This is a genomic window from Blastocatellia bacterium (assembly GCA_025054955.1).
In the GTDB taxonomy this organism is placed as follows: Bacteria; Acidobacteriota; Blastocatellia; order HR10; family J050; genus JANWZE01.
Window position 1 is genome coordinate 58,861 of sequence record JANWZE010000068.1, and the last position, 24,769, is coordinate 83,629.

Below are 24,769 nucleotides of genomic sequence, written 5' to 3' on the forward strand. Positions count from 1 at the left end.
CCGGATTTTTGGCCTGGCTTCCATTTCTATTGCAGAGTATCAACGGCGACCAGCGGACGTTGCTCATTGCAGCCGCCGCTGGCTTCCGCTCGCAGGACATCATCATGGCTCAGCGGGTGTTGCACAATGAGATACTCCCGGACTAACTGGCCACCAATCAGGTGTTCTTGAATGATTCGCTCTAAAACATCCGGCGTGCAGGAGTGATACCAAGCGCCTTCTGGATACACAACAGCGATCGGGCCGCGAATGCACACTTGCAGGCAATTGGCTTTGGTGCGATAAATCCCGCCGGCGCCGACCAAGTTTAACTCCTGCAATCGCCGTTTCAAATAATTCCATGACTCCAGACTCTCCTCCTTAGTCGAGCATTTCGGTTTGGTTTGATCAGCGCATAAAAAAATATGCCGCCGAATCTTCGTCACGCCGACCGCTTCAATCACCTTTTTCAGTTGTTCACTCATAGTCACTCTCACAATCTTGCTTTAATCGCCCGTATCACAGTGCCGACAACGGGAATATGCTCAAACAACCCGCCGGCAGCATCCCAGTAATCGTGGTGGAAGACTACCTGGCCAGAGCTGTTAAACCGGATATGCGTCATTCCTCTGGAACAACACACTTGATTCGGCTTGAATTTTTTGAAGCGAATGCACATGACCCAACGGAAATAATAGTTCCCGTTCGACTCTGCCACGTCCAGCATTTCGACCGTGCATTCTTCAACCGCCCGCGCGCTTTTCAGGAAATACGCTTCGATCTGATCAATGCCGCTGATCTCTTTGAGTGTGTCATTCAAATACGCCTCAGCCGCATACACCTGACGGACTTTAGCGCGCACGTTCTGTTCAGAAAGAACGGAGAAAAAATCCTTGAATCGCTCGATCGCAGCGGATTCGGCAGTGCTTCCCTTCTTGATCGTGCCGAGACGGCTTGGATCGGTCCTGATCAACGCCTCATCGTAATTCATCCGACTCACACCTGCGCCAAACTGAACCAGCGTAGCGCCCATTCAAATTGGACGCCGTTTTGTAGCATGGAATCAGGATGGCTTCAAGGACCCCCGATGCAAAATGATGGTTTTGAATGCTGAGGCTCCTGCCCCACAGGCGTTCATCGGTCGTGGCTGCACTAAGCAACGTGACAAAAGCTCGGGGCGTTTTTGGAATGCTGCGACGTGTCGCCGCTTTGGCCGGAGGGCAGTGAGACGTCACCGCACTCCAAAACGTCCTGTCCTCCCAAATCTCCCAGAACGTTCGTCCAGCTACTTAGAAACAGCTTGAACGCGAGTGAAACAGAGTTGAAGCTAGCTGCGCTGGGATTAGCGAAGCTGCGGCAGCTTGTGGGAGCTACTGCACTGGGCTTGGGGGCGCCACAACAGGAGCAGAAGAATGGCTCCTCAGGTAGGACTCGAACCTACAACCCTCCGGTTAACAGCCGGATGCTCTGCCAATTGAGCTACTGAGGAGCATGGAAAACTGCATGTTTCTCAGAAGCGGACAAATTAGCAAACGGCCCATAGTCTGTCAACCCTGATGAACTTCACCCGCTGCGCGATTTTCGATGACCAACTTCACCCGCCGCGCGATTTTCGACAATGACGCGCGGCTTGCGCTCTGCTACGCACTCTCAACTCCGACGAACTTCATCCACGCCCGATCCTCAACAATGACGCGCCGCCTGTACACCACCACACGCTGTCACTCCTGACGAATTTCGACCATCGCCCGATTTTCCCGGGCGAGGATCTCAGCCAGTGTTTCCTTAGGGATTTGATAGGCAGTATTGCAATAGTGACACACCATTTCGGCGCCGCCATCTTCCATTAACATGCTTTGCAGTTCGTTGGGATCAATCGCCGAAATGATCTTGACGGCGCGCTCATACGAACAGCTACAGGCGAACCGAACGGGCCTCTCTTCCAGGATGGTGAATTGAGCCTGTCCGAGGGCATCGCGGATGATCTGCCGAGGGCCGCTGCCTTGTCGGATCAACGTGGTGATGGCCGGAAGAGCGCGAATCGTCTCCTCCAATGAAGCAGCAATATCGTTGTCGGCGCCAGGCAATATCTGCACCAGAAACCCGCCTGCGCTTTCCACGACAAATCCTGCCGGTTTGGTTGGGACCAGTCGCACGCCGAGCGAAACAGCCGAAGGAATTTGCTCGGACTGCGTCAGGTAATAGGCTATGTCCTCGGCGATCTCGCCGGACACAATGGGAACGGACCCGCGATAAGCGTCTTTGTACACGCCCATCTCATAGAATCCACCTTCACGGATCACGTAGAGCATGCCACCGCCCACTATCCCTCCCACATCGAATTTACTATTGCCGTTCAGCGGCAAATCAATGGACGGATTTTGCACATAGCCGCGCACACGGCCATGCGCATCCGCATCAACGGTGATGCGCTTGATCGGACCAGTGCAATCAAAGATCAACGTTAGCCGCTCCACATCTTTCAACATCGTGCTCAACAAAAGTCCGGCGGTTAACGCTCGACCGAGTGCGGCTGAGGCTGTAGGCGAGGTGTTATGACGTTGGACGGCTTCGTTGACAAGATTAGTCGTCACGGCGGCGACGCACCTGACCATGCCACCGTAAGCCATCGCATGGATCATCAGATCACTGTTCATCGTTGCGATCCTGAATGAACCTGCTTGCCAGATTCGTTGGGCAAACGTTGGCCGGTGGCGCGATCAAACACAGCGTTTCGCAGAAACTGCTCAGTCGTCCATGGCGGCGGCGCTCCGCCCAAGTAGCGATGAAACCATTCCAGGTGCGCTGTATAGTAGAGCGCCATTTCATACCAATTGGGCCAGTGCCCCGCGTTGGAGTAAACGATCAATCGCGACGGCACATTCATCTTTTGCAAAGCGGTGAAAAACTGTAACGACTGCGTATACGGCACACGGTAATCGCGCTCGCCGGTAATGACCAGGCAGGGCGTCTTGAAGTTCTTGACGAAATTCGATGGCGACCACTTTTCGTAATGCTCAGAGTTCCACGGCTGCCCTTTGAGGTCCCACTCAGGAAACCACAGCTCTTCCGTTGCGCCATAAAATGAACGCAGATCATACACACCCATCATTGCTGCCAATGCTTTGAATCGGTCCGTATGCCCTTGCATCCACATCATCATGTAGCCGCCATACGACCATCCCATCGCGCCCATGCGGTTGCGATCAACGTATGGCAGCTTTTCCAGCGCGTCAGTCACTTTCATGAGGTCTTCATAAACGCGTCCACCCCAATCGCCGGAAATGGCCGCCGTGAAGTCCTGACCATAGCCGGTCGAGCCGGTGGGATTGGCAAACGCGACAACATAGCCTGCGCCGGGATAAACCTGCCAGTCGCCGCGAAACGCATCGGCCCACATTTGCTGCGGACCGCCATGCACATTGAGGATCAGCGGATATTTTTTGTTCGGATCGAACCCATGCGGCTTGACGATAAACACATGAATCTTGACGCCGCCGGCGCCTTCAACCCACATAGCTTCCGCCGGTCGAATATCCACTTCATCGGCCACGCGCTGGTTGATGGCGCTCAGGCGCCTGACTTGCGTCACAGACCGACCGGCTAGATCGGCTCGGTAGATTTCGACCGGCTCGCCGACAGACCGGCGGATGTAGACGAGGTATCGTTCGCTTGAATCAAAATCGTATTCATCAATCGTCTTGTCTGCCAAAAGCTGCGTAATCGCCCCCGAATTGATGTCCAGCCGGTAAATTGGGTTCTGCCCTTCCACCGGCGCGGTAAAGTAGATTGTCTGTGAATCACGACCCCATTGAAAATCTTCAACCCAATTGCGGAACGATTCGGTCAATACGCGACTCACGCCAGTCACCCGATCATATATCGCCAGACGAAAGAGATCAGATTCGTAGCCGGGTATTTTCTGGAGCCGATAAGCAATGAATCGGCCATTGGGCGAGTATTTCGGACTGCCGTCGTAAGCAGGATTGGCGCTCGTAATGTTGCGCGGCTGAGCCTGCTTGTCTGTCAACGAGAGAATCCACAGGTCATTATTGGTCGAAGAGGCACGATCTTTATCGCGGTTGCATACATAAACCAGCTCCGAACCGTCGGGCGAGAAATCGTATTGCAGCGGCCCGCCAAGTTGAAATGGTGGAGCGTCAACATCGCCCGGTGTAACATCCCTGACCATCCCGGATTCCACCGACACCAGAAAAATATGCGTGCGAGTGCCGTCCTTCCAGCTCGCCCAATGACGATAGAGCAACTGGTCGGCTATGTGGGCATGCAGCGGTCCTCCTGACCATCGGTCGGCAATGCGTTTATTGCAGGCGTCGTCATCGCCGCATTCAGGATAGACATCGGTCGAAAAGGCAATCCAGCGGCCATCGGGCGACCACAGCGGGTCAGCCACGCCCGTTGACAGACGAGTCAGTTGCCTGGCTTCGCCGCCATTGGTCGGCATCAGGTAGAGGTTAGCCGCGCCGTCTCGCGAGCTGATAAAGGCAATCCAGCGGCCATCGGGCGAAAATCGAGGCGATGACTCGCCTTTGTCACTGTGCGTCATCTGACGGGCGTTGCTCCCATCACTGTTCATCATCCACACGTGACTAACGCGTTTGGCGCGCGGCAAATCGGATGTCGTGAGGACGTACATGATTGATTGCCCATCAGGCGAAATCTGCACATCAGAAATCCCTTTGAGCCGATACAAATCTTCAATGGTGAACGCGCGTTTTTGCGCCTGAACAGAGCCAACGAGGAAGATCACCAGAAGCAGCGTTGAGAAGCGATAGCGGGTCATCGAAGATCACCTCCTACGTGCTCGCCGGCGGCAAGCTCGGATGCGTCTGACGCCACCGGTCATAAGCTGCGATGAAGTTTGGATCGCGCTTTTTGAGTTTCTCATAATCAATTCGTTCGCTCCGTGTCATCAGTTTGTAAGCGAACGGAATTGGCTCCAGGTGCATATCGTCTCTGGCGTTTTCAAACAATATCAAACTGGAGTACGCTGCCTGCTGCAACGCTTCGACAACGGGGCGGCGCACCCTTTCAAATTCGGCCAGCGCCGCCGTCACATCGGAGTGTCGTTGAAAACAACTCGCTAGCGCGATGGCATCTTCCAAAGCCAATTTTGTGCCTGACCCGATGGAAAAATGCGCCGTGTGCAACGCATCACCAAGCAGGACGACATGCTGATGGAACCAACGGGCGTTTTTCACCAGGACGAAGTTGAGCCATTTGACAAAATTATTGGAGAGCAAAGGTTGACCCTCCAAGTCTTCCTTGAAGACATCGGCCAGGTAGGCACAGGTTTCCTGATCCGACTTGAACTGAAACCCACCACGCGACCATGTCGCAGGGTCGCATTCGACAATGAACGTGCTCGTCGTCTGACTGAACTTATAAGAATGCGCGATGTACAGGCCGTCGGCATGCGCTCGAAATGTGAGCGTCAGAGCGTGAAACAGCTTGGGCGTGCCGAGCCAAATGTACTTGTTGGCGCGCACGTCGAGCGAGGGTTGAAACGCATCTTGATAGGTTCGTCGAACCAAACTATTGGCGCCGTCGGCGCCGACCAACAGATCAGCATCGGCAGCCACTTCCCTGACATCGGTGACGTTGGTGTGAAAGCGAAGCTCTACGCCGAGCTGGCGACACCGCTGATGCAGAATGTTCAGAAACCGAATACGTGCAATGCCGGAGAATTTATTGCCGCCAATAGAAATGCGCTGACCGCGATGAACGACATCAACGTTGTCCCAGATTTCACAACTGCTAATGATTTGCTGATATGAATCGAGGTCGTGATCGCGCAGATAGGAAAATGTTTGATCGGAAAAGACGATACCCCAGCCAAACGTATCGTTGGGCCCGTCTCGTTCATACACGATAATGTGATGAGCCGGATCGAGCTTCTTCATCAGAATGGCAAAGTACAATCCGGCTGGACCGCCGCCGATGATCTTGATCTTCATGCTTGATAAACCGTTCTCCCTCCCATGACGGTTTGCAACACGCGCACGTCTTTGATCTCCTCAAGGGGACATGTAAAAGGATTGTGTGACAACACCACAAAGTCGGCATACCTGCCAACCTCGATGGTTCCCTTGACGTGTTCCTCAAACGTGACGTAGCTACCCCATGCTGTGTGCAATTTGAACGCCTGCTCACGGGTCAAACTCAACGTTGGATCAAGCGGCTCACCCTGTCGAGTCGAGCGACTGATGTGTGACCAAACAGCCAGCAGTTGATTGTATGGGCAAACCATCGAGTCAGTCCCACCGGCCACAGGCACGCCATGCTCAATAAACTGTTTGACCGGATTGGCGCGAGCAGCCCGCTCCCGCCCCCAATATCGAATCATGTTACCCCCAAGCGCGTAAGTGTGAACTTGCAACGTCACGACCACACCGAGTTGGCGCATCAATATCATGTGCTCCGGCGCAGCGAGAATGGCATGAATCAACATGAATCGTTTGTCACGGATGGGCTTTTGATGGTCAACCCGAGCAAATACGTTGAGCACCACCCCGATGGCAGCATCTCCGACGGCATGAATGCCTACGCGCCAATTGTTTTGATGAGCCAGCAAGACCATCTCTTGCATCTGCATCGGGTCGAGCACAGGCACACCGGTGAACTGCGGGTCTTCTTGCTCGCCAGGGACAATGCAATAGGGTTGGCGTAACCAAGCTGTTTCCACGCCGCCATCCACAAATAACTTGATGCCATCAACGCGGAAGACCGGATCATAGGGTTCAGCATAAACGCCAAGGGCGCGCACGTTGTCCACCGTTGCTGACGGCCAGTGGAAAAAGCCCAGTCCGACCATGGCCGAGACCCGGATGGGCAACTCCTGCTCTTGTCGCAGGCCGCGATATAGCTCAATTTCGTCTTCTGAAAGTCCCGGTTCGATCAGACTCGTGATGCCGGCAGCCACATACGCGGCTACGACACGCCGCAGGGCTTCTTCTTTTTGTTGTCGCGTCGGCTTGGGAATATGCTTTTGGACAAGGCCGATTGCTGGCGGCTCGAACAGCAGTCCTGTCGGCTCGCCCGTGCGTGGGTCTTTTTTGATTTCGCCGCCGTCGGGATTCTGCGTGTGACGGTCAATGCCGCTCCGCTCTAGCGCCATGCTATTGACCATCAAGGTATGAGCACCGCGCGGCAGAAAGACCGGATGGCGCGGGGCAACGGCATCCAACTCGGCGCGGGTTGGCAATCGCTTCTCCAACAGTTGACTTTCATGCCAAGCCGATGAACAGACGATCCACTCGCCCGGCTCTTTGGTCTCGCTCTGGCGCTTGATGGCCGTCAATACATCATCAAGCGAACGCGCCTGCCCCAGTTGCACCTTGGCCATGTCAAGCCCCGTGTAGAGCGCGTGATTATGCGTATCGTTGAAGCCGGGCAGAACAGCGTGCCCTTGCAAATCAAATTCCTTTGTCTCTGCTGTCTTCAACCGGCGTATCTCTGACGTTGTGCCAACGGCCACAAACCGCCCGTCTTGGATGGCAAACGCCTCGGCCACAGCACACGATTCATCCATCTGAAACACAGTCCCGTTCAGGTAAACGGCATCAGGTCTCATGCTGCCTCCAGCGGTCGAGTTCCAACTGCCGCAGCTCAACGCGACGAATCTTTCCCGTTTGCGTGCGAGGCAGTTGCTCGACAAATTCGATCCTGCGCGGGTACTTGTAGGGAGCAATCTGCTGTTTGACAAATTCCTGTAGCTCCTTGACCAGTTGGTCATCAGGCTGCCAACCCTCAGCCAACACGACAAATGCCTTTGGCACAAATCCCTTCAATTCGTCAGGCGATGCCACCACTGCTACATCCTTGACAGCGGCATGTTGAAGTAAAACCGCTTCCACTTCCGGCCCAGCAATGTTATTCCCAGCGCAGATAATCAAATCATCGGCGCGGCAAACATAGTGGAACAATCCCTGTTCATCTTGCACGAACATATCGCCGGGGAAATTCCATCCACCACGCACATACTCAGCCTGCTTATCCGGACGATTCCAGTACCGACAGCCTGTCGGGCCGCGCACAGCCAATAAGCCGGGCGTGCCCGCCGGCGCCTCGTTCAACTCCTGATCCACCACCTTGGCCTCATAACCCGGCACAACCCGACCCGTGCTGCCCGGCACGGCTTCCTCAAGCGAGTTGGAAATGAAGATGTGCAACATTTCCGTCGAACCAATCCCATCCAGCAACGTGATCCCGGTTCGTTGCTTCCACTCGGAGAAGACCGTTGCCGGCAACGTCTCGCCCGCGCTGACGCCAATGCGCAACGATGCTAGATACTCCGGCAACCGCTCGCCAAAGTCACGAAGCAACATCTTATAGGTCGTCGGCGCACAAAAGACGATGGAAATCCGGTAATCACGGATCGCTTGCAAGAGTCGTTCGGGCGTGAATCGCTCCAGGAGCACCGTTGACGCGCCGGCGCGAAAGGGAAAAATCAGCAGCCCACCAAGTCCGAAGGTGAATGCCAACGTCGGATGCCCGCCGAACACATCGTCTGGGGTCGGACGCAAAATGTGCTTGGAGTACGTATCGGCAATAGCCAGCACATCGCGATGAAAGTGAATCGTCCCTTTTGGAATGCCCGTGCTGCCGGAGGTATAGGCTAGCAGGGCTATATCATCGGCGCGCGTGTTGGCCGGTTGAGCGCTTGGCGCTCGGTTGAGCCAGTCTTCAAAGCGAGCATGCCGACCATTGGTCGAACCAACAACGAGCAGGGTCACGCCCGAAGATGCACTCACAGCGCGTTCAAGCTCTTCCAACAGCTCGTCCTGACAAATCGCCAGACGCGGGCGACAATCATCCAAGATCGTGATCAGCTCACGCGACCGCAGCAACGGCATGGTGGCCACAGCAATGGCGCCGATGCGAAGGATCGAAAGCCAGGCAATAACAAATTCCGGGCGATTGGGCAATCGCAGCAGCACGCGATCCCCTGGCCTGATACCGGCCTCTAGCAACGAGGCAGCAAAACGCGCAACCTGATCGAGCAACTGCCCATAGGTGATTGCTTGTCTCTCCCAGTAAATCGCCACGCGCTGGCCGCGTCCCTGATGAACATTCTCGTCAAGCAATGCGACCGAAGCATTCAGATGGTCCGGATAGACGACGCCGGGCAGCGGCAAGAAGTCCGGCCATTGATCTGGCGGTGGTAACTTATCGCGCATGGCCAGCATTCTACCGTCAAGGATGACCGGCTGGCAATTTCTCCGACGCCGAGATCATTGCTCAAATGCCAACCGCCGACCCGCTGAGCCGAGTCGTTCAGGTCTCGTCAGCAACGTAATGGGCATTCAGCAGATCATACAATGGCGGCGGAAATGGCACGGCGCGGAACTTGTCACGGTCCACGCAAACAACCGTCAGGCGGCCGTTCAATAACACTTCCGGCGTCTCCGAACCAAAGAAAGCAAATTCGTATGTCACGCTTCTCCGCGTGAGCCGCGCAACGCGCAGATGCACCTGCACCAAGTCTTCCCAGCGAATTGGATGGAAGAACGTGCTGTGAACTTCCACGCGAGGCAGCAGGATATTGAACTCATCTAACATGAGGCGTGCATTCGCCCGCAGTTTTCGATAGAGTTCAAACTCGGCAAATTCCACGTACTTGAGCAGGTGAGAAAAATACATGATGCCCGCTGGATCACAATCCACCCAGGGCGCGCGAAACGAGTAACGGATGATCTTATCTTCGCTCATAACTCTCGATGCGCTTCAGCAGAGATACGCCAATGACGATGCCCGTGATGATGAATATGGCAGATGGCGATGGCCAGCGCGTCGGCGGCGTCGTGCGGTTCGGGAACCGCTGGCAGATTCAGAAGGATGCGAACCATCTGCTGGACTTGGTGCTTCTCGGCGCGTCCATAGCCGACGGTCGCGCTCTTCACCTCCAGAGGCGAGTATTCAAAAATGGGCAGCCCAGCGCGTGCAGCCACCAATAACACGACGCCACGAACATGGCCGAGCTTTAACGCACTCTTGACATTGACTGCATAAAACGCTTCTTCAACGGCGACGACGTCGGGTCGAAATGTATCAATAAGCCGCTGGAGCCGGGTCTCGATGTACAACAGCCGGTCGGGGAACGCTCCACCACGCGGCGCGCGAATGGCGCCATACTCAACCGGTTGATGCCGCTGACCGTCTGAATCAATGATGCCGAAGCCAGTGGACTCGCTACCCGGATCAACCCCTAAAACTCGGACTTTCATGAGGGGCGCAATTGTAATCGGCCTGCGCCTCAAGAGCAATGACGGGCAAACAACAAGCTGGTGGATTCTTTCCAATTTAATCTACGGCTGGTAAACTACGCATTCGAGTCTTGATGAAATCTGTTGAACTACTGCTACAACCCGTTTCAGCCGGCGACCTGATTGATCGAGCTATTCGGCTCTATCGGCGACACTTTGGAACATTGTTGGCGATCACGGCGCTGCCAGCGCTCATTGCTGTGCTCGGCGGATTGTTGACCGTTTTCCCTGACGACGATGCCGGATTGTCTATCCTGGGTTCTCTCCTCACATACAGTCTGTCGCCGGTCCTCAATCTGATGCTCATTGGAGGGTTGACCAAAGTCGTCGCGGATCACGTCATGCAGCAACAACCGATTTCATTTGTTCGGACCTGGCAAGTAGTGCTGCATCATTTTGGTCAACTTGCTGGGGTGGCGGTGACCGGATGGTTGCTGCTGCCACTGACCATCATCATGGTAGGTGGCGTCGGGTTCATTAGCATGACCTTTCTGGCCGGGCTGACGAGCCTGATCGTGGCGCCGATGTTCCAAGGATCGAGCAACCTCTGGCCGATAGGAGTTGCGGGTGGGGTGATCAGCGGCATCGTGATCATCATCGGCGGACTGCTTTTTCTGGAGGTTTATGGGAGAGTCATGATGATGCCGGCAGCCGCGGTCATCGAACAGCAGCCAGTTGGTTCAGCCATCTCACGTGGCATTCGGCTTGGCGCAAAGAACGCGCTCACCGTCCTTGCTGTGCTGGCGTTCGAGTATTGCTTGGCGTGGTCTATTGCGCTGGCGCTAGGCGTTTTTTTGGGCGTTGACGCGGCTATTGCTGGCCTATCCTTGCAAAACATGCCGACGCAAACGGTGGCATTGACGTTCAGCATTCTGCTGCAGTTTGGTAATATCATCTCTGCGCCTGTCGCTGCCGTGGCATTCGCGCTTTTGTACTTCGACAATCGCATACGCAAAGAGGGACTCGATGTTGAATGGCTGGCTCAACAGATTCCATTCGCGCTACCCTCGACAGCAACGATGACAATGGTGGAGGAACCATGAAGCTAATGCGCCACGCTGCTGTCGGTGTATTGGCCGTATGGCTGCTGCTGCCGGCGCCGGCCTGGCCAGTCCCGCTCTCCGATTATCAGCAGCGACTCCAACAAAGCCTCCGAAGGCTGCAAGCTGCTTCACCCACGCAACGCGCTCAAGTCTTAGAACAACTCGTCTGGCTATTGCCGCAAACAGAAGCAGTCAGCGTCGCAGAGCAAACCGTGCAGGTTGATAATGCCTGGCTCCATAAGTCCGTTGAAGCGTTCATGAACGAGGCAGACTCGCAACTGCGTGAAAAGCTGTACGCCGACATTGAAGCTCATCTGGCTCTCTTACTTGAGCAAGTCCATCGGGCCAACGCAAGGCCATCGCCATCGGAGCGATCCCGATTGATGGCCATCTTGAGCCGCAGCGAATTTCTCCATGATCGCTCAGAGGGTTGGATGGCACGCTTTCGGCGCTGGGTGTCTGAACAGCTCATTCAGTTATTCGACTGGTTGCCAGGATGGCGACGCGATCAGACTCCCTGGACAGGTGGATTGAAATTGGTTGTGTGGATCATGATTGGTTCGGTCAGTCTTCTCTTGATCCGCTCCCTACATCAACGCACAAAACGAGCGGCTGGTGAAAGACGCTCGCTTCCTCCGGCGCTGCTCGGCGTCCAAATCGCGCCACACGCCACACCCAAGGAGTTCAGCGCCAAGGCCAGCGAATTAGCCGAACACGGCGATTATCGTGGAGCTGTTCGCTACCTTTACATCGCGCTATTGTACCATTTGCATCAGCATGGCCTGCTCCGATTGGATGCGTCTTCTACAAATCATGAATACGTGCAGCGATTGCGCCACGAGTCAACGCTTTTTCCAGAGGTGCAGTCCATGACACACCAATTTGATTCAATATGGTACGGCCAGCAGATGCCATCTGAACAACACTACCAGTCGTTTTACCAACAGTACCAGAGGACGGTGACCGCCCTGAGCCATCGTTGATCACAAGCCGATGAAACGCGCGACAACAAATAGTCTCATCGTGTTGATCATCCTGCTGGTGCTTGTCGGTTTGAATCTTGTGCTATACACCGATCCTTACGCGGATGAAGAAACCGAAGAAACCGGTAGCCGTTCAACCTACAGCGCGCGTCCCTACGGCACACGCGCTTTTTATCTGCTGCTGCAAGAGCTTGGTTATCGCACAATTCAATTCACCGACTCGTTAGAACGGCTTCACGCCTATCCCGACATCAAGGCGCTGTTCATTATCAGCCCTTCACTGCTTTATCCATACACCTCACAAGAACTGAGCGTTGTTGAGGCGTGGGTGAAGGCCGGCGGCCACCTCATCATCATTGATCGTGAGATCAACTGGTCCCTGGCTGATGGCGCGATTCATCTTGAGACTTACTCGAAGTACAAACAGTGGCAACGCCCGCGCGTCCTGCAGCCGACCCCTTTGACGGTCGGCGTCAATCACATTCAACTCACAGAGTTCGCTCAGGGAGTGACCGTCCATAATACACCAAGCGTCGCTCATATTGGTGATGCTGATGGCGTCGTGCTCCGTGAATTCCGTCATGGCCACGGGCGTATCGTGCTGTTGGGAGAGCCATACATTGTTGCGAACAATGGCATCACTCAAGCCGACAATCTGACGCTCGCCCTCAACCTGGTCCGCAGCCTCCCGGCAGGCATCATTGCCTTTGACGAACATCACCATGGATATGGGTTGGCTCACGTCACGAGGCAAGGGCTGGTTGGCCTTGGCATCAATCTCTATCGCTACTTCAAGTCAACACCAATTCTTTGGCTGCTTGCGCAAACCGCGCTGCTGATGGGCGCATGGGTTTATTCACGCGGGCGACGCTTTGCTCGTCCTATGTCATTGCCTCAAACCGAGCGCTGCCGATCATTGGAATACGTCGCTGCCATGGCGAACCTGGCTCAGCGACATCATCTGCGAGGCTTTGTCATAGAAACGTTTCATCAGTCGCTCGAACGCCGATTGAGGTCGGCGCGCAAAACCACTGACGCCAATTGGGAGCCTGGCGCGCCCCTCAATCAGGGAATCGCTCCCGACGACCTCAACCATTTGCTCACACTCGGTCGTTCGGCGGCTACGGCCCAAGCAATCAGCGATGATGAGCTGGTGAAATGGGCACGAGCCATCCGGCAGTGGGAAGCGCACCTTGGAAACAGCAAACTATGACAACACACGTTCACGAGATCACAGAGCATATCCGTCACGAGCTTCACAAGGTGATCGTCGGCCAAGAGCACGTCATTGATCAGATTCTGGTCGCCCTTTTCGCCGAAGGTCACGTTTTAATAGAAGGCGTGCCGGGCATTGCCAAGACCTTGCTCGTTAAGGTGCTGGCGCGCGTCTTAGGACTGCGGTTCAGCCGCATTCAGTTCACCCCTGACTTGATGCCCGCTGACATCACCGGAACCAATGTCTTCAACATGGCGACCGGCAGTTTTTCACTGCGCAACGGCCCTGTGTTTACCGACCTGCTGCTGGCCGATGAGATCAATCGCACGCCCCCGAAAACGCAGGCCGCGCTGCTGGAAGCCATGGAAGAGCGTCAGGTCACCATTGATGGCTCCTCATATCCTCTGCCGCCGTTATTCATGGTTTTCGCCACGCAAAATCCTATCGAATACGAGGGCACGTATCCGCTCCCTGAAGCTCAACTGGATCGCTTCCTGCTCAAAATCTCCATGCCGTATCCAACTGCCGAGCAAGAGCAACAAGTCGTGTTACGCTGGCACAGCGGCTTTCACACGCTCCACCTGGATGAGGTTCCACTCAATCCATTAAATGGAGAAGCCGTTATCCAGGAATGCCGTCGCACAGTTCGCGCCGTCACCGTCGAAGATGGCATTATGCATTACCTGGTTTCCATTGTCCGTCGAACGCGCGAGATGATTCAAATCGGCTGGGGCGCAAGCCCCCGCGCCAGCATCGCCTTACTGCTCTGTAGTAAAGCGCTGGCGGCAATGCGTGGTCGCTCATTCGTGCTGCCCGACGACGTCAAAGAAATGACCAAACCGGTGCTGCGTCACCGAATTGTCCTACGTCCAGAAGCCCAAATAGACGGCCTTTCCCCCGATGATGTGCTGGATGAAGTGATCCATCACGTGGAAGTGCCACGATGAACCACCGGTCACGAACCACCAAGCACGAGTGCAAGCTATGAATTTCATTTTTGCCAGACGATTCTTTTGGCTGCTGGCGCTCGGTCTGCTGCCATTGTCATTCAGTTGGATGATCCCAGCACTTGTGGACATCACCATCGGATACAACCTGCTGTTGTTTTTGGCGGCATGGTTCGACAACGCGCAAACAGGGCGATTGATGAACTTGCAGGTCGAGCGCCACGTTCATCACCATCTCTCACTGGATGCCAAGAACGCGGTCACATTGCGCCTCTGGAACCACTCACTCCGAGCCGCGACGATCCAACTTGAAGACGAATACCCCCCAGAGATGGAAGCCTCGCACACGCGCCTTCACGGTTCAATCGGCCCGGCCGAGGCGCTCACCCTCTCATACACCCTGAGACCAAACAAGCGAGGCGACTTCCAGTTTGGAAAGACAGTATGTCGGGTTCTCGGCCCATACAAATTGGTCTGGCGTCAAATCGCCTTCAACACCGGCCAGGGGGTGCGCGTCTATCCGAATTTTCGTCAAGCTCGTCATCTGGATTTGTACGCCCACCGCCACCGCCAGATGCTTGTCGGACAGAAACGTCAGCGATTTCGCGGCCATGGGCGAGAATTTGAATCGTTGCGCGACTTTGTCACCGGCGACGAGATTCGCCACATTGCATGGACAGCTACGGCGCGGCGCGGACGGTTGATTACCCGTCAGTATCAAATTGAGCAAAACCAAAACCTAATGATTATGCTCGATACAGGTCGGCTGATGAAGGCGCAAATTGATCGCCTCAGCAAGCTCGACCATGCCATCAATGCGGCGCTGGCGCTGGCTTACGTTGGGTTGAGCGGCAACGATAACGTTGGTTTGCTCATCTTTAACCGGCACGTTCGCGCCTATGTTCCCCCGCATCATCGTCCGCGGCAGCTTAATGTCTTGTTAGAGACGCTCTACAACGTCGAAGCGGAACTCGTTGAATCCAACTATGCACAGGCGTTTCAATACTTCACCGCGCGCAACAAAAAGCGATCGCTCGTCGTGATCCTCACGGACATCATTGACCGTGAATCATCGGAGCAAATGCTTGCCTATACCTCCCTGCTCACAACGCACCATTTGCCATTGCTCGTGACTATTAGCGATGTGGATTTACATCAGTTGGTGCAACAGGTGCCGGCTAAGCTGGCTGATGTGTATCAACAGGCTGTGGCAGAAGAATTGCTGCACCAACGACGCCAAGCGCTAGCGCATTTGAGCAGTCGCGGAGGATTGGTCCTTGATGTGCCAGCGGGAAACATGGCTGTTGAGCTGGTCAATCAATACCTGGAAATCAAAGAGCAAGGGCTGCTGTAAGAGAATGGTCAATAGCGCGAGCGGCGTAGCGCGAACATGGCATTATCATCAGGTCAAACTGGAGCGTTTCACCAGTTCAGCATTGGCGCGACGACGACGAATCAGGATCACCACCAATACGGTGGCAACCAGCACGGCGAAGATGATCGGATACTGCGTTTGCAGCACCTGGGCTGCTCGATCACCGAAGCGCGCGCCCATGTATCCTTCCACCCCGTAGCGAATGAGTCGTCCGACCAGCACGCCAGCGAAGAATTTTCCTCTCGACATATTGAACACGCCGGCAGCGATGATGATCAATTTCATCGGGAAAGGGGGCGGAGCCATGACTGCTGTGATCACAGCCCACAGCGCATGCTGATCCATCTTTTGCGTGACCCATGCTCGGCGGCGTGGCTCAAAGCGGGATAAAGCCACTGGCCCGCTGATGCGACCAATTCCGTAAAGAACCAGGCAACCCAGCGCCGAGCCAATGGCAGCGGCCAACACGATCAACGGAACTTGCGCCGGTTGTTGCCACGAGAGGAAAAGCACGAGCGCATCAGGCCCACCGGCCATCGGCACGCCGGCTGAATCCAAAAAAGCTATCACAGCCAAACCAGGCGCGCCCAACGTCAACAAGAATTGCTTAGCGGTTTGGAGGAAGCTCACAAAACGTCGGGTCCACCTTCTATCGAATTAGACATCAGCGACGCCGGCGGCGAGTCCGAGGCCTTGCTGCCAGCTTCGATACGCGCCTCAAACAAACGGTAAGCGACAAAGGCAATGAGGACCACCACGACAATGATGAGCACAACCAGCAGCGAATGCTCCTTGATGAACGTTTCCACTTGCTCACCAAAAAACACGGCCAACAACCCCATCGCAAAATATCGAACAGCCCGCGCCAACGCGACTGTCATCACAAACTGTCGAACCGGAAATTGTAACGCGCCGGCCGTCGCCACAAATGATTTGAACGGCGTCGGAGGGGGACAAAGAGCAGGAATGATAATGGCCAACGACCCATACTGAGCGAAAACTTTCTCAATGGTCCTCACCCGCGAGGCAGAGAACCACCGATGAAGAAATACCTGCCCACCCTTGCGAGCAACGCTATACAACATCAAACAACCAACCACTGAGCCGGCAGTCGTGATGAGCGGCCAAAACAGAATCTCACGGGGACGATTCGCCACATTAGTGACGACAATGATGTCGTTGATTTCAGGAATACTGAGGAAGGAAGAATCAAGAACAGCAATTAAAAATACACCCCACGGACCTAAGGATTGCAGTGAATCAATGATCTTCTCCATCGCCGCCTTCTTGGTCTCGCTTCATCATTGGGTTCACCGGCAATCGTGAGCTATGGCTTATTGAATCTTTAAGGTATACCGTCCTGTCCCGTCTTTGTGCAGGCTGTTGACGCGAATATGATAACGACCGGTGTAGCTGAGCGTGATTTCAATCCGAGCCGTGCGCGTATCCGCATCAGCGGAACTGCTGATCAGCTCGGTTCCGTCACGATCCATCAATGCCAGATATGGCTCAAAACTGGTCGAGGTCAATTCAATCTTGATCCGTTGTCCGGCTTGCCCTTCAAACACATACCGATCATACAGCGATCCATCCAGCGGCAACCGTTTGTCCCCCTCACTCAGGCTCCCCACGCGTGTTTCACCCACCTGAATGGTTGACTGAGCTAGCAGGGTCGAAGGCATGATGACCAGTGTAAGCAACGTCAGTTGTCCGATAAACCTCCACATACAAATGCTCCTCTGTCAAATTGACGGTGGTTCGATGAAGGCCAGTCGGTTCAGGTTGTACACCCTGACCAGACTGGAAAACGACGCGGGGCGCTCTCGCACCCTTGCAAACTGCCATGGTGAAAGTTTCATTCCCACGATCTGGAACCCCACACACAAGGCCGTTAGTATAGCGCATGGAGGAAAACAAGGCCAAGCCTTTTTGCGTGTAGATGCTTCTTGATCCGCTGCAGGATTTCCCCAGCCCGCCGTCGAGCAATCAGCAGAATGTTCTCGTCGGATTGCAAATCATGCAACAGCGGAACAAACTTGACCGGCTCGGCAATCCAGCCGTTGTTTATCTCCCGTTGCAGCGCCATCAGCTCTTTGTCCAGACCAAGCGGCTCATACTGACGAACCAGTTGCAATGTGAACAGCCGCGTCTCTTGGGTAGTAATATGCCGAAGCAAATTCGCCAGCTCACGCATCACAGGATGCTGCGTGTGATTAAAGCTCACCTGCCGTTGGCGTTCCCCTTGACGCACCCGCCAGGTGATCGTGCCCAGATGCGACAAATCGCGCTTGGATTGATAATTCTCCTGGCTGGTGAGGAACTGCATCTGCGCCACGTAGCCGTCAATCTGATGGACCGTCTCCGGCAGCAGGCTCAGATCCAATCGAATCGGCTCTTCGTCATTTTTTCGACGGAAGATGAACTGGCCACGCCCGGTTTGATTGAAATACATCTCGACCCAGCTCAAGTCCATCATGGTTGACTCGAACCGGTAGTAGTATTCGGTTTGGCCGACGCCGTGATCGAGGCTCGGCGATTGCGCGCCCTGAGCCCACGCCACGATCAACGCGCCCATCAGTGCCAGCCATCCCCTATGCCACATGCGCCACTCCACAACGATTGCCATAACCAGCTCATTGTAACCTGACAGAAACCAGTTTGGAAACGCCCGGTTCCTCCATGGTGACGCCGTGAAGAGATTTGGCCGCCTGCATGGTGATCTTGTTATGAGTAATGATAATGAACTGCGTTTGGTCGCTCATCTCTTGAATTTTTTGAGCAAAGCGCCGAATGTTGACATCATCCAGCGGCGCATCCACTTCGTCCAGCAAACAAAACGGACTCGGCCGGTAGCGAAAGATGGCCAGCAGCAGCGCAATGGCCGTCATGGATTTCTCTCCGCCGGATAACAGATTGATGTTCTGCAACCGCTTGCCTGGCGGTTGAGCAATGATGTCAATGCCGCTTTCCAAGGGGTTCTCTTCATCCAGCAGCACCATCCGCCCTTGCCCGCCACCAAACAGCTCTTGAAACACTTCGCCAAAATTGGCATTGATGGCTTCAAACGCCTCCAGGAACCGGCGACGCGAACGACGCTTGATTTCCTCCAATGCTTGCTCAGTAGCCGCAATAGAGGTCAGCACATCTTGCCGCTGCGCGCTCATGAATTCCCACCGTTCTTGCTGCGCTTGCAGCTCCTCCAGCGCAACCATGTTGACCGGACCAAGCTCCTCTATACTGAGCCGCAGGTGTTGCACCCGTTGCTTGACGGCTGCCATGTCTGCAAGGTCCGTCTTAGTTTCAAGCGGGTTGCCACTTTCAGTAACGAGCCGGATCACCTCCTCCAGCTCCTGAGCCAGCTCGTTGAGACACATCTCCTGTAAGTGGCGAGCGTCAGAGATAAGCTGCGCGCGCTCCACTTGCAAGCGACTCATCTGTTCACGCGCCTGTTGTTCGTCTGCTCTTCGCTCATCTAACAGAGCCTGGAGTTGATCAGCGTGCCGATGCAATTGCTCAACCTGGCGAGCAGCTTGTTCAACCTGCTCTTCAAGTGCTGATCGCTCTGCCGCTAATTGCTCGATAGCTTGCTCAATCATCGCCAATGAGTCTTGCAGATGGTCGGTCTCTTCGCCGACTGACTGGAATTGCTGGGCATTGCTCTGAAGCAGATTGGTCATCTGTTGTTTGCTGCGCTGTAATCGTTCGTAATCCGCTTGGAGGCTACGATGCCGCTCCAGCGCGGTGGCTACCTCCGACCGCTTCAGAGAGACCAGCTCCGCCAGGCGATCAGCCTCGCCACGGAGGGCTGCCAATTCCGCTTGAGTCCGGTCATGCTCAGCCCCAATGTGATTCAACTCGACCTCGGCCTGCTGACGAGCTTCGGTTAGCTTCTGGTGTTTCTCTTGTAATTCCGCGAGGTCGTGCTGGGCTTGAGCGATTTCAAATTCAACCACGCGCAGGTGCTGTTCGGCTCGCGCTCGATCGTTATCCAGGGCGCTCAGTTCAAGGTTCCGTTCCCATGCAGCTTTGTCGGCAGCCTGCTGTTGTGAGCTAGCCTCGTCTACCTGCTGCTGAAGCTCATCAGCCCGCTGTTGAGCGATAGCCAGTTGCTGCTGAGCGCGCGTCAGCGCTTGAGTCAGCTCACTGACGCGAGCAGTCAGGTGGTGAAGTTCTCGTTTCATCCCGAGCAAGCTTTTCACATCTTGGCCGGGTGAGCCACCAGCAACAAACTGACCAGCGCGCACACGATGCCCTTGCGGCGTTAGAAAGAGCCGCTGGCCATCGTCAAAGGAAAGGCGCAACGCCGTCTCCAAATCGGCAACTACCCGCGACGCGGCAAGCTCAGGAAAAGCCCGTCGGAACACATCACTGAGTCCAGGCCGAAGGTTGAGCACGTCCATCAACGACACCATCGCGGCGTTGCTTGACGAGGCCACGGATTCACCATCGGCGGCCATTGCCTTCCCCATCTCAGGAGCAGCCTCGCCACCGTGAAATCCCACGACCAGAAACGAGCTTGGCCCAGACTGTGTTTGCTCAAGGAAAGCCAGCGACTCCAGCGCATCATCCAGCGTGGGCACCAACACCGTTTGCAGAGAATCGCCCAACGCCGCTTCCACCAAACGTTCATGCGCCTCGGCGACCTGAACAAAATCGGCCAACGTGCCCAGCAGCTTGACCTGCGGGTTCGCCGCTCCCCACTCAAACAACCGTTGAACGGCTGGCGAACAATAGGCGTGACGCCGCTCCAGTTCCTGCAGCACGAGCAATCGTTCTTCAACGCTCAAGCGTTCTCGTTCAAGCGCGGCCACGGCTCGCTCCTGCTCAGCCTGCTGCGCGCGCGCGTGCTTCATCTCACGTTCCAATTGCTCTCGTTGCTGCTTCAGGCGCTCAGCGTATTCACGGTCGGTGGCTACTGCTTGGCTCAGCGCAACGTGTTGCTCCTGCAGACTGCGGCGTCGAGCATCGGCGCGTTGATATTCCGACTCCAATCCATTTAATTGCCGGCTGACGCGCTCTATATCGAGCTCAACCTGGCGGGCAGCATAACGCAAGTTCGCATGATGATTGGTCTGCTCCAGCAGGCGGCGGCGCCACTCGTCCAACTGCGCTTCGACTGTCTTGAGCCGAGCCATGGCGTCCTTGTAAACACACTCCTGCTCGATCAACTCGGCTTGACCAGATTCCACCGCGCGCGTCAACGATTCGACCTCAATGCTGCATCGCGCTAGCTCGTCTTCCAACGCGGCCAACTGCTCCCGCAATGCGACCTCGTCTTGTTGCAAATCTACGCGCTTAGATTGCAATCCTGTGATATGCTCCAGACAGCTTGTGCGTTGACTTCGCGTTCGCTCAAGTTGAAGCTCCGTCGCGCTCAATTGATCACGCAGCTCGTTCAGCGTCGCTTCATGCTGGCGTGTGGCATCAATCACCTGACGATACTGCGCCTCTAATTGACCGACTTCGGCTTTGAGCTGGGCATGCACACGGCTTGCTTCGTCCAAACCGTGATCAATTGCTTCCAGCTCGGATTCGAGGCGAACTGCTTCCGCCGTGAACAACACCCGCAGCAATCCTCGCAGCTCATCTTTGAGCCGTCGGTAGCGACGCGCCTTGGCTGCCTGACGCTTGAGCGATTTGATCTGCCGGTCCAACTCAGCCATGATGTCATCAATGCGCGCCAGGTTTTGTTTCGCCGATTGGAGTTTCAGTTCGGTGGCGCGTTGGCGCATACGAAACCGAGTGATGCCAGCAGCCGATTCAATAACGGCCCGGCGCTCAAATGGTTTCGCCGTGATGATCTCGCCGACATGGCCCTGCCCGATGATGGCATAATGGCCTGGACCTAAGCCGGTGCCGGAAAACAGATCATAGATGTCTCGCAACCGCACACGACGGCCGTTGAGCAAGTATTCGCTTTCGCCGGAACGATACAATCGCCGTCCAATCGTGATCCTTTCACCCGGCGCCACATTGATGCTTAATGGTATGGCCGGCGCTGCGGCACCGTTGCCATCAGAGGGACCATCAGCCGAATCTTCGTCACGTCGGTGGCCGTTGGAGACAGACAGCTCCCGCTCGGCCACGAACGTCAGCGTCACCTCGGCCATGCCAACAGGTTGCCGGGTGCGTGTGCCTTGAAAAATCACATCCTCCATTTTGCCGCCGCGCAACAGCCGGGCGCTTTGTTCACCAAGCACCCAGGTGATCGCATCGGACAAATTCGACTTGCCACATCCATTTGGACCAACCACGGCGGTGATGGTATCGGTGAGGATGAGTTCGGTTTGATCACAAAATGATTTGAACCCGCGTAGCTCCAGCTTTTCCAACTTCAACATATTCTCTTCTGCCCCCTCTGCGGGTTGCTCGCCACATCTGGGGCAAGCAGCGCCTGCTTCTGCAACATATTCCTCATCAGCCCCAACAGGTGCACCTGCCTCGAAATTCGACCGCAATATACTGTAGCCACGCGGCGATTGTCAATTCACCGCTGCCGGAGGCCACTTGTTGTTGCTCCGTCTACTCCGACCGGAAACGCCTGCGCCAGCGGCTGACCCGCGCTGAGGGAACATCGGACGGAGAACAAATGACAAATGCGCAGCCCATGTGCTACAGTTATCGCCCCTTTCAGACAGGGATTCAGGCTTTGATAGAACAAGCGAAGGAGTCACTATGAAGATTTACACCGGGCAAGACATCCGCAATGTGGCTGTCGTCGGACACAGTCATGCAGGCAAGACATCACTGGTGGCCGCGTTTCTCTTTGATGCCGGCGTCACCGAACGCCTCGGCAGCGTTGAGCACGGCACGACCATTACCGATTATGACGAAGATGAAATCGAACGGAAAACCTCCATTCATACCGCGCTCGCTTATCTGGAGTGGAAAGGCAAAAAGATCAATCTGCTGGATACGCCGGGCTTCAATGCGTTCATTCACGACGCCAAACCGGCTGTACAAGTGGCCGAGTTGGCGCTGTTTGTCGTAGACGCGGTGGACGGCGTACAAGTGCAAACCGAGAAAGCCATCGCCTATGCCAATGAGTTTGAGCGACCGCGAATGATCGTCATCAATCGCGTGGATCATGAACGCGCTGATGTGCCGGCCGTGCTCCAATCCATCAGCGAAGCGTTTGGACGTGAAGCCATCCGCCTGCAACTGCCCATCGGCAATCACAAAGAATTCACCGGCGTCATTGATCTGGTGAAACAAAAGGCCTACGTGTTCACACCCGATGGCAGCGGTCAATTTCAAGAACAATCCATTCCAGATCACCTACAAGCTGATGCCCAATCCGCGCGTGAAGCGCTCATTGAAATGGTGGCTGAAAGCGATGACGCATTGCTCGAAAAATTCTTCGCCGAGGGGACGATCTCGGACGATGAGTTAATCCCCGGCATCCGCAAGGCCGTCGCCGAGCGCAAGTTGATCCCGATTATGTTCTCGGCGGCCACGCTCAACATCGGCGCGCAGCCGATTCTGGATTCTATTGTGAGTTATGGTCCATCACCCTACGATCTCAGTCCTGTGCGCGGCCGCGCCGGCATTGGTGCAGACGCGCCGGTGATTGAACGGCCTGTTGCTGACGATCAACCCTATTCGGCATACGTGTTCAAAACGATCGCAGACCCATTCGCCGGGCGCATCACCGTGTTCAAGGTTCAATCCGGTATCATGAAATCGGACATGAGCGTCTATAACATCACCCGGAACGCGCAGGAGCGGCTCGGCCCGATCCATTTAATCAAAGGAAAACAACTTGAAAAAATTGCCGAGGCCCACGCAGGCGACATCGCGGCTGTCACCAAATTGAAAGAGACCACCACGGGCGATACCTTCACTGACAAGGCCAATCCGATCGTCTATCCGCCACTGGTCTATCCCCAAGGGGCGATCGCCTTCGCTGTCGAGCCTAAGACACGCGGTGACGAAGACCGGCTCTCCACAGCAATGCAAAAGCTACTGGAAGAAGACCCGGCGCTGCGGCTGGAGCGTGATCCACAGACCAAGGAGTTTCTCTTATCGGGAACAGGACAGGTACACATTGAAGTCACGGTGAATCGTCTGAAAAAACGCTATGGTGTGGAAGTCACGCTACGCACGCCCAAGGTTCCCTATCGGGAGACAATCCGCAAGCGTGTCGAAGCGCGTGGTCGCCACAAGAAACAGACCGGCGGTCGTGGTCAATTCGGTGATGCCACGTGCGTGTTCGAACCGCTGCCGCGCGGCGCAGGCTTCGAGTTCGTAGACAAAATCTTCGGTGGCGTGATTTCGCAACAATTGCGCCCGGCAGTCGAAAAAGGCATCATCGAAGCCGCTCTCAACGGCCCGGTGGCCGGCTATCCGGTGGTTGATTTCCGCGTCGAGCTGATTGACGGCTCGATGCACCCGGTGGACTCTGACGAACTCTCCTTCAAGCTGGCCGGACGGAAAGCATTCCGCGAGGCGATGCCTAAGGCCGACCCTGTGCTGCTGGAACCAATCATGAACGTTGAGGTGACCGCCCCGCAGGAATTCGCCGGCGATCTGATCGGCGATTTGAACTCGCGCCGCGGCCGTATTCAAGGCATGGACACTAAAGGGAACCAGCAAGTTGTCAAAGCGCAAGTGCCACTGGCTGAAATGTTGCAGTACCAATCCACGCTCAATTCGATCACCGGCGCACGCGGAAGCTACACGATGGAATTTTCGCATTATGATGAAGTGCCAGCTCACCTGGCGCAAAAGATCATCGAGCAGGCACGCGCCGAAGGCCGCATCAAGGCCGAGGAGGAATAGCTCGACCCAACCATTGTGTGAGTTTGAGAATGTGACACAGGCGTTCCCGCCTGTGCTCGATTTTCATTCTTGTGGCGTGCCATCGCATAGGGGTGAGACCCTTGAGAATGTGACACAGAAGTTGGCACAGGCGTTCCATACTCTGCGCGATTTACATTC

General features: G+C 55.3%; 20 protein-coding genes and 1 tRNA gene. 6 read left to right on the forward strand and 15 right to left on the reverse strand.

Annotated elements, in window-relative coordinates; genetic code table 11:
• Positions 1 to 26: 26 nt before the first annotated feature.
• The 10 genes from NZ823_09660 to ruvC form a co-directional block, all read right to left on the reverse strand.
• Positions 27 to 464 (reverse strand): hypothetical protein, encoded by a 438-nt coding sequence (locus tag NZ823_09660; protein MCS6805390.1) that lies wholly within the window; start codon positions 462 to 464, stop codon positions 27 to 29.
• An 8-nt stretch (positions 465 to 472) separates the two neighbouring features.
• On the reverse strand, positions 473 to 970 hold the full coding sequence (locus NZ823_09665; GenBank protein ID MCS6805391.1) for a nuclear transport factor 2 family protein: 498 nt from the start codon (positions 968 to 970) through the stop codon (positions 473 to 475).
• Between the two features lie 422 nt (positions 971 to 1,392).
• Positions 1,393 to 1,468: transfer RNA gene (locus NZ823_09670), tRNA-Asn, on the reverse strand.
• Positions 1,469 to 1,700: 232 nt separating this feature from the next.
• Positions 1,701 to 2,636, reverse strand: a complete 936-nt coding sequence (hslO, locus tag NZ823_09675; GenBank protein MCS6805392.1) for an Hsp33 family molecular chaperone HslO — start codon at positions 2,634 to 2,636, stop codon at positions 1,701 to 1,703.
• Positions 2,633 to 4,783, reverse strand: coding sequence for a S9 family peptidase (locus NZ823_09680; protein MCS6805393.1), 2,151 nt, complete (start codon positions 4,781 to 4,783; stop codon positions 2,633 to 2,635). Before NZ823_09680 ends, hslO begins: the two co-directional genes overlap by 4 nt.
• Before the next feature lie 13 nt (positions 4,784 to 4,796).
• Positions 4,797 to 5,957: an FAD-dependent monooxygenase gene (locus NZ823_09685; GenBank protein MCS6805394.1), complete on the reverse strand. Its 1,161-nt coding sequence runs from the start codon at positions 5,955 to 5,957 to the stop codon at positions 4,797 to 4,799.
• Positions 5,954 to 7,573: an amidohydrolase gene (locus tag NZ823_09690; GenBank protein ID MCS6805395.1), complete on the reverse strand. Its 1,620-nt coding sequence runs from the start codon at positions 7,571 to 7,573 to the stop codon at positions 5,954 to 5,956. Before NZ823_09690 ends, NZ823_09685 begins: the two co-directional genes overlap by 4 nt.
• Positions 7,563 to 9,179, reverse strand: coding sequence for a benzoate-CoA ligase family protein (locus NZ823_09695; protein MCS6805396.1), 1,617 nt, complete (start codon positions 9,177 to 9,179; stop codon positions 7,563 to 7,565). The genes NZ823_09690 and NZ823_09695 overlap by 11 nt, the downstream gene beginning before the upstream one ends.
• Positions 9,180 to 9,276: 97 nt before the next feature.
• Entirely contained in the window at positions 9,277 to 9,711 is a 435-nt protein-coding gene (locus tag NZ823_09700; protein MCS6805397.1) for an acyl-CoA thioesterase, read from the reverse strand.
• On the reverse strand, positions 9,708 to 10,226 hold the full coding sequence (ruvC, locus tag NZ823_09705; protein MCS6805398.1) for a crossover junction endodeoxyribonuclease RuvC: 519 nt from the start codon (positions 10,224 to 10,226) through the stop codon (positions 9,708 to 9,710). The genes NZ823_09700 and ruvC overlap by 4 nt, the downstream gene beginning before the upstream one ends.
• 113 nt (positions 10,227 to 10,339) lie before the next feature.
• Between ruvC and NZ823_09710 the strand changes: the two genes are divergently transcribed.
• From NZ823_09710 to NZ823_09730, 5 genes are read left to right on the forward strand one after another with little or no spacing between them, the layout of a single operon-like run.
• A complete protein-coding gene (locus NZ823_09710; GenBank protein MCS6805399.1) occupies positions 10,340 to 11,308 on the forward strand; it encodes a hypothetical protein in 969 nt (322 codons plus the stop codon).
• Positions 11,305 to 12,291 (forward strand): DUF4129 domain-containing protein, encoded by a 987-nt coding sequence (locus NZ823_09715; GenBank protein ID MCS6805400.1) that lies wholly within the window; start codon positions 11,305 to 11,307, stop codon positions 12,289 to 12,291. Before NZ823_09710 ends, NZ823_09715 begins: the two co-directional genes overlap by 4 nt.
• 10 nt (positions 12,292 to 12,301) lie before the next feature.
• A complete protein-coding gene (locus NZ823_09720; protein MCS6805401.1) occupies positions 12,302 to 13,504 on the forward strand; it encodes a DUF4350 domain-containing protein in 1,203 nt (400 codons plus the stop codon).
• On the forward strand, positions 13,501 to 14,454 hold the full coding sequence (locus NZ823_09725) for a MoxR family ATPase (GenBank protein MCS6805402.1): 954 nt from the start codon (positions 13,501 to 13,503) through the stop codon (positions 14,452 to 14,454). The genes NZ823_09720 and NZ823_09725 overlap by 4 nt, the downstream gene beginning before the upstream one ends.
• 37 nt (positions 14,455 to 14,491) lie before the next feature.
• Positions 14,492 to 15,808 (forward strand): DUF58 domain-containing protein, encoded by a 1,317-nt coding sequence (locus tag NZ823_09730; GenBank protein ID MCS6805403.1) that lies wholly within the window; start codon positions 14,492 to 14,494, stop codon positions 15,806 to 15,808.
• A gap of 48 nt (positions 15,809 to 15,856) precedes the next feature.
• On the opposite strand, the gene NZ823_09735 is transcribed toward NZ823_09730, so the two are convergent.
• The 5 genes from NZ823_09735 to smc form a co-directional block, all read right to left on the reverse strand.
• Positions 15,857 to 16,459, reverse strand: coding sequence for a VTT domain-containing protein (locus NZ823_09735; protein ID MCS6805404.1), 603 nt, complete (start codon positions 16,457 to 16,459; stop codon positions 15,857 to 15,859).
• Complete coding sequence (locus tag NZ823_09740) at positions 16,456 to 17,106, reverse strand: VTT domain-containing protein (GenBank protein MCS6805405.1); 651 nt, start codon at positions 17,104 to 17,106, stop codon at positions 16,456 to 16,458. Before NZ823_09740 ends, NZ823_09735 begins: the two co-directional genes overlap by 4 nt.
• A gap of 57 nt (positions 17,107 to 17,163) precedes the next feature.
• Complete coding sequence (locus tag NZ823_09745) at positions 17,164 to 17,556, reverse strand: PPC domain-containing protein (GenBank protein MCS6805406.1); 393 nt, start codon at positions 17,554 to 17,556, stop codon at positions 17,164 to 17,166.
• A gap of 164 nt (positions 17,557 to 17,720) precedes the next feature.
• Positions 17,721 to 18,455, reverse strand: a complete 735-nt coding sequence (locus NZ823_09750) for a hypothetical protein (protein ID MCS6805407.1) — start codon at positions 18,453 to 18,455, stop codon at positions 17,721 to 17,723.
• Positions 18,456 to 18,462: 7 nt separating this feature from the next.
• Complete coding sequence (gene smc / locus NZ823_09755) at positions 18,463 to 22,170, reverse strand: chromosome segregation protein SMC (protein MCS6805408.1); 3,708 nt, start codon at positions 22,168 to 22,170, stop codon at positions 18,463 to 18,465.
• A gap of 334 nt (positions 22,171 to 22,504) precedes the next feature.
• On the opposite strand from smc, the gene fusA reads away from it, so the two are divergent.
• Positions 22,505 to 24,610 carry an elongation factor G gene (fusA, locus tag NZ823_09760; protein MCS6805409.1) on the forward strand — a complete coding sequence of 702 codons (2,106 nt, stop codon included), beginning with the start codon at positions 22,505 to 22,507 and terminating at the stop codon, positions 24,608 to 24,610.
• The last annotated feature ends 159 nt before the right edge of the window (positions 24,611 to 24,769 follow it).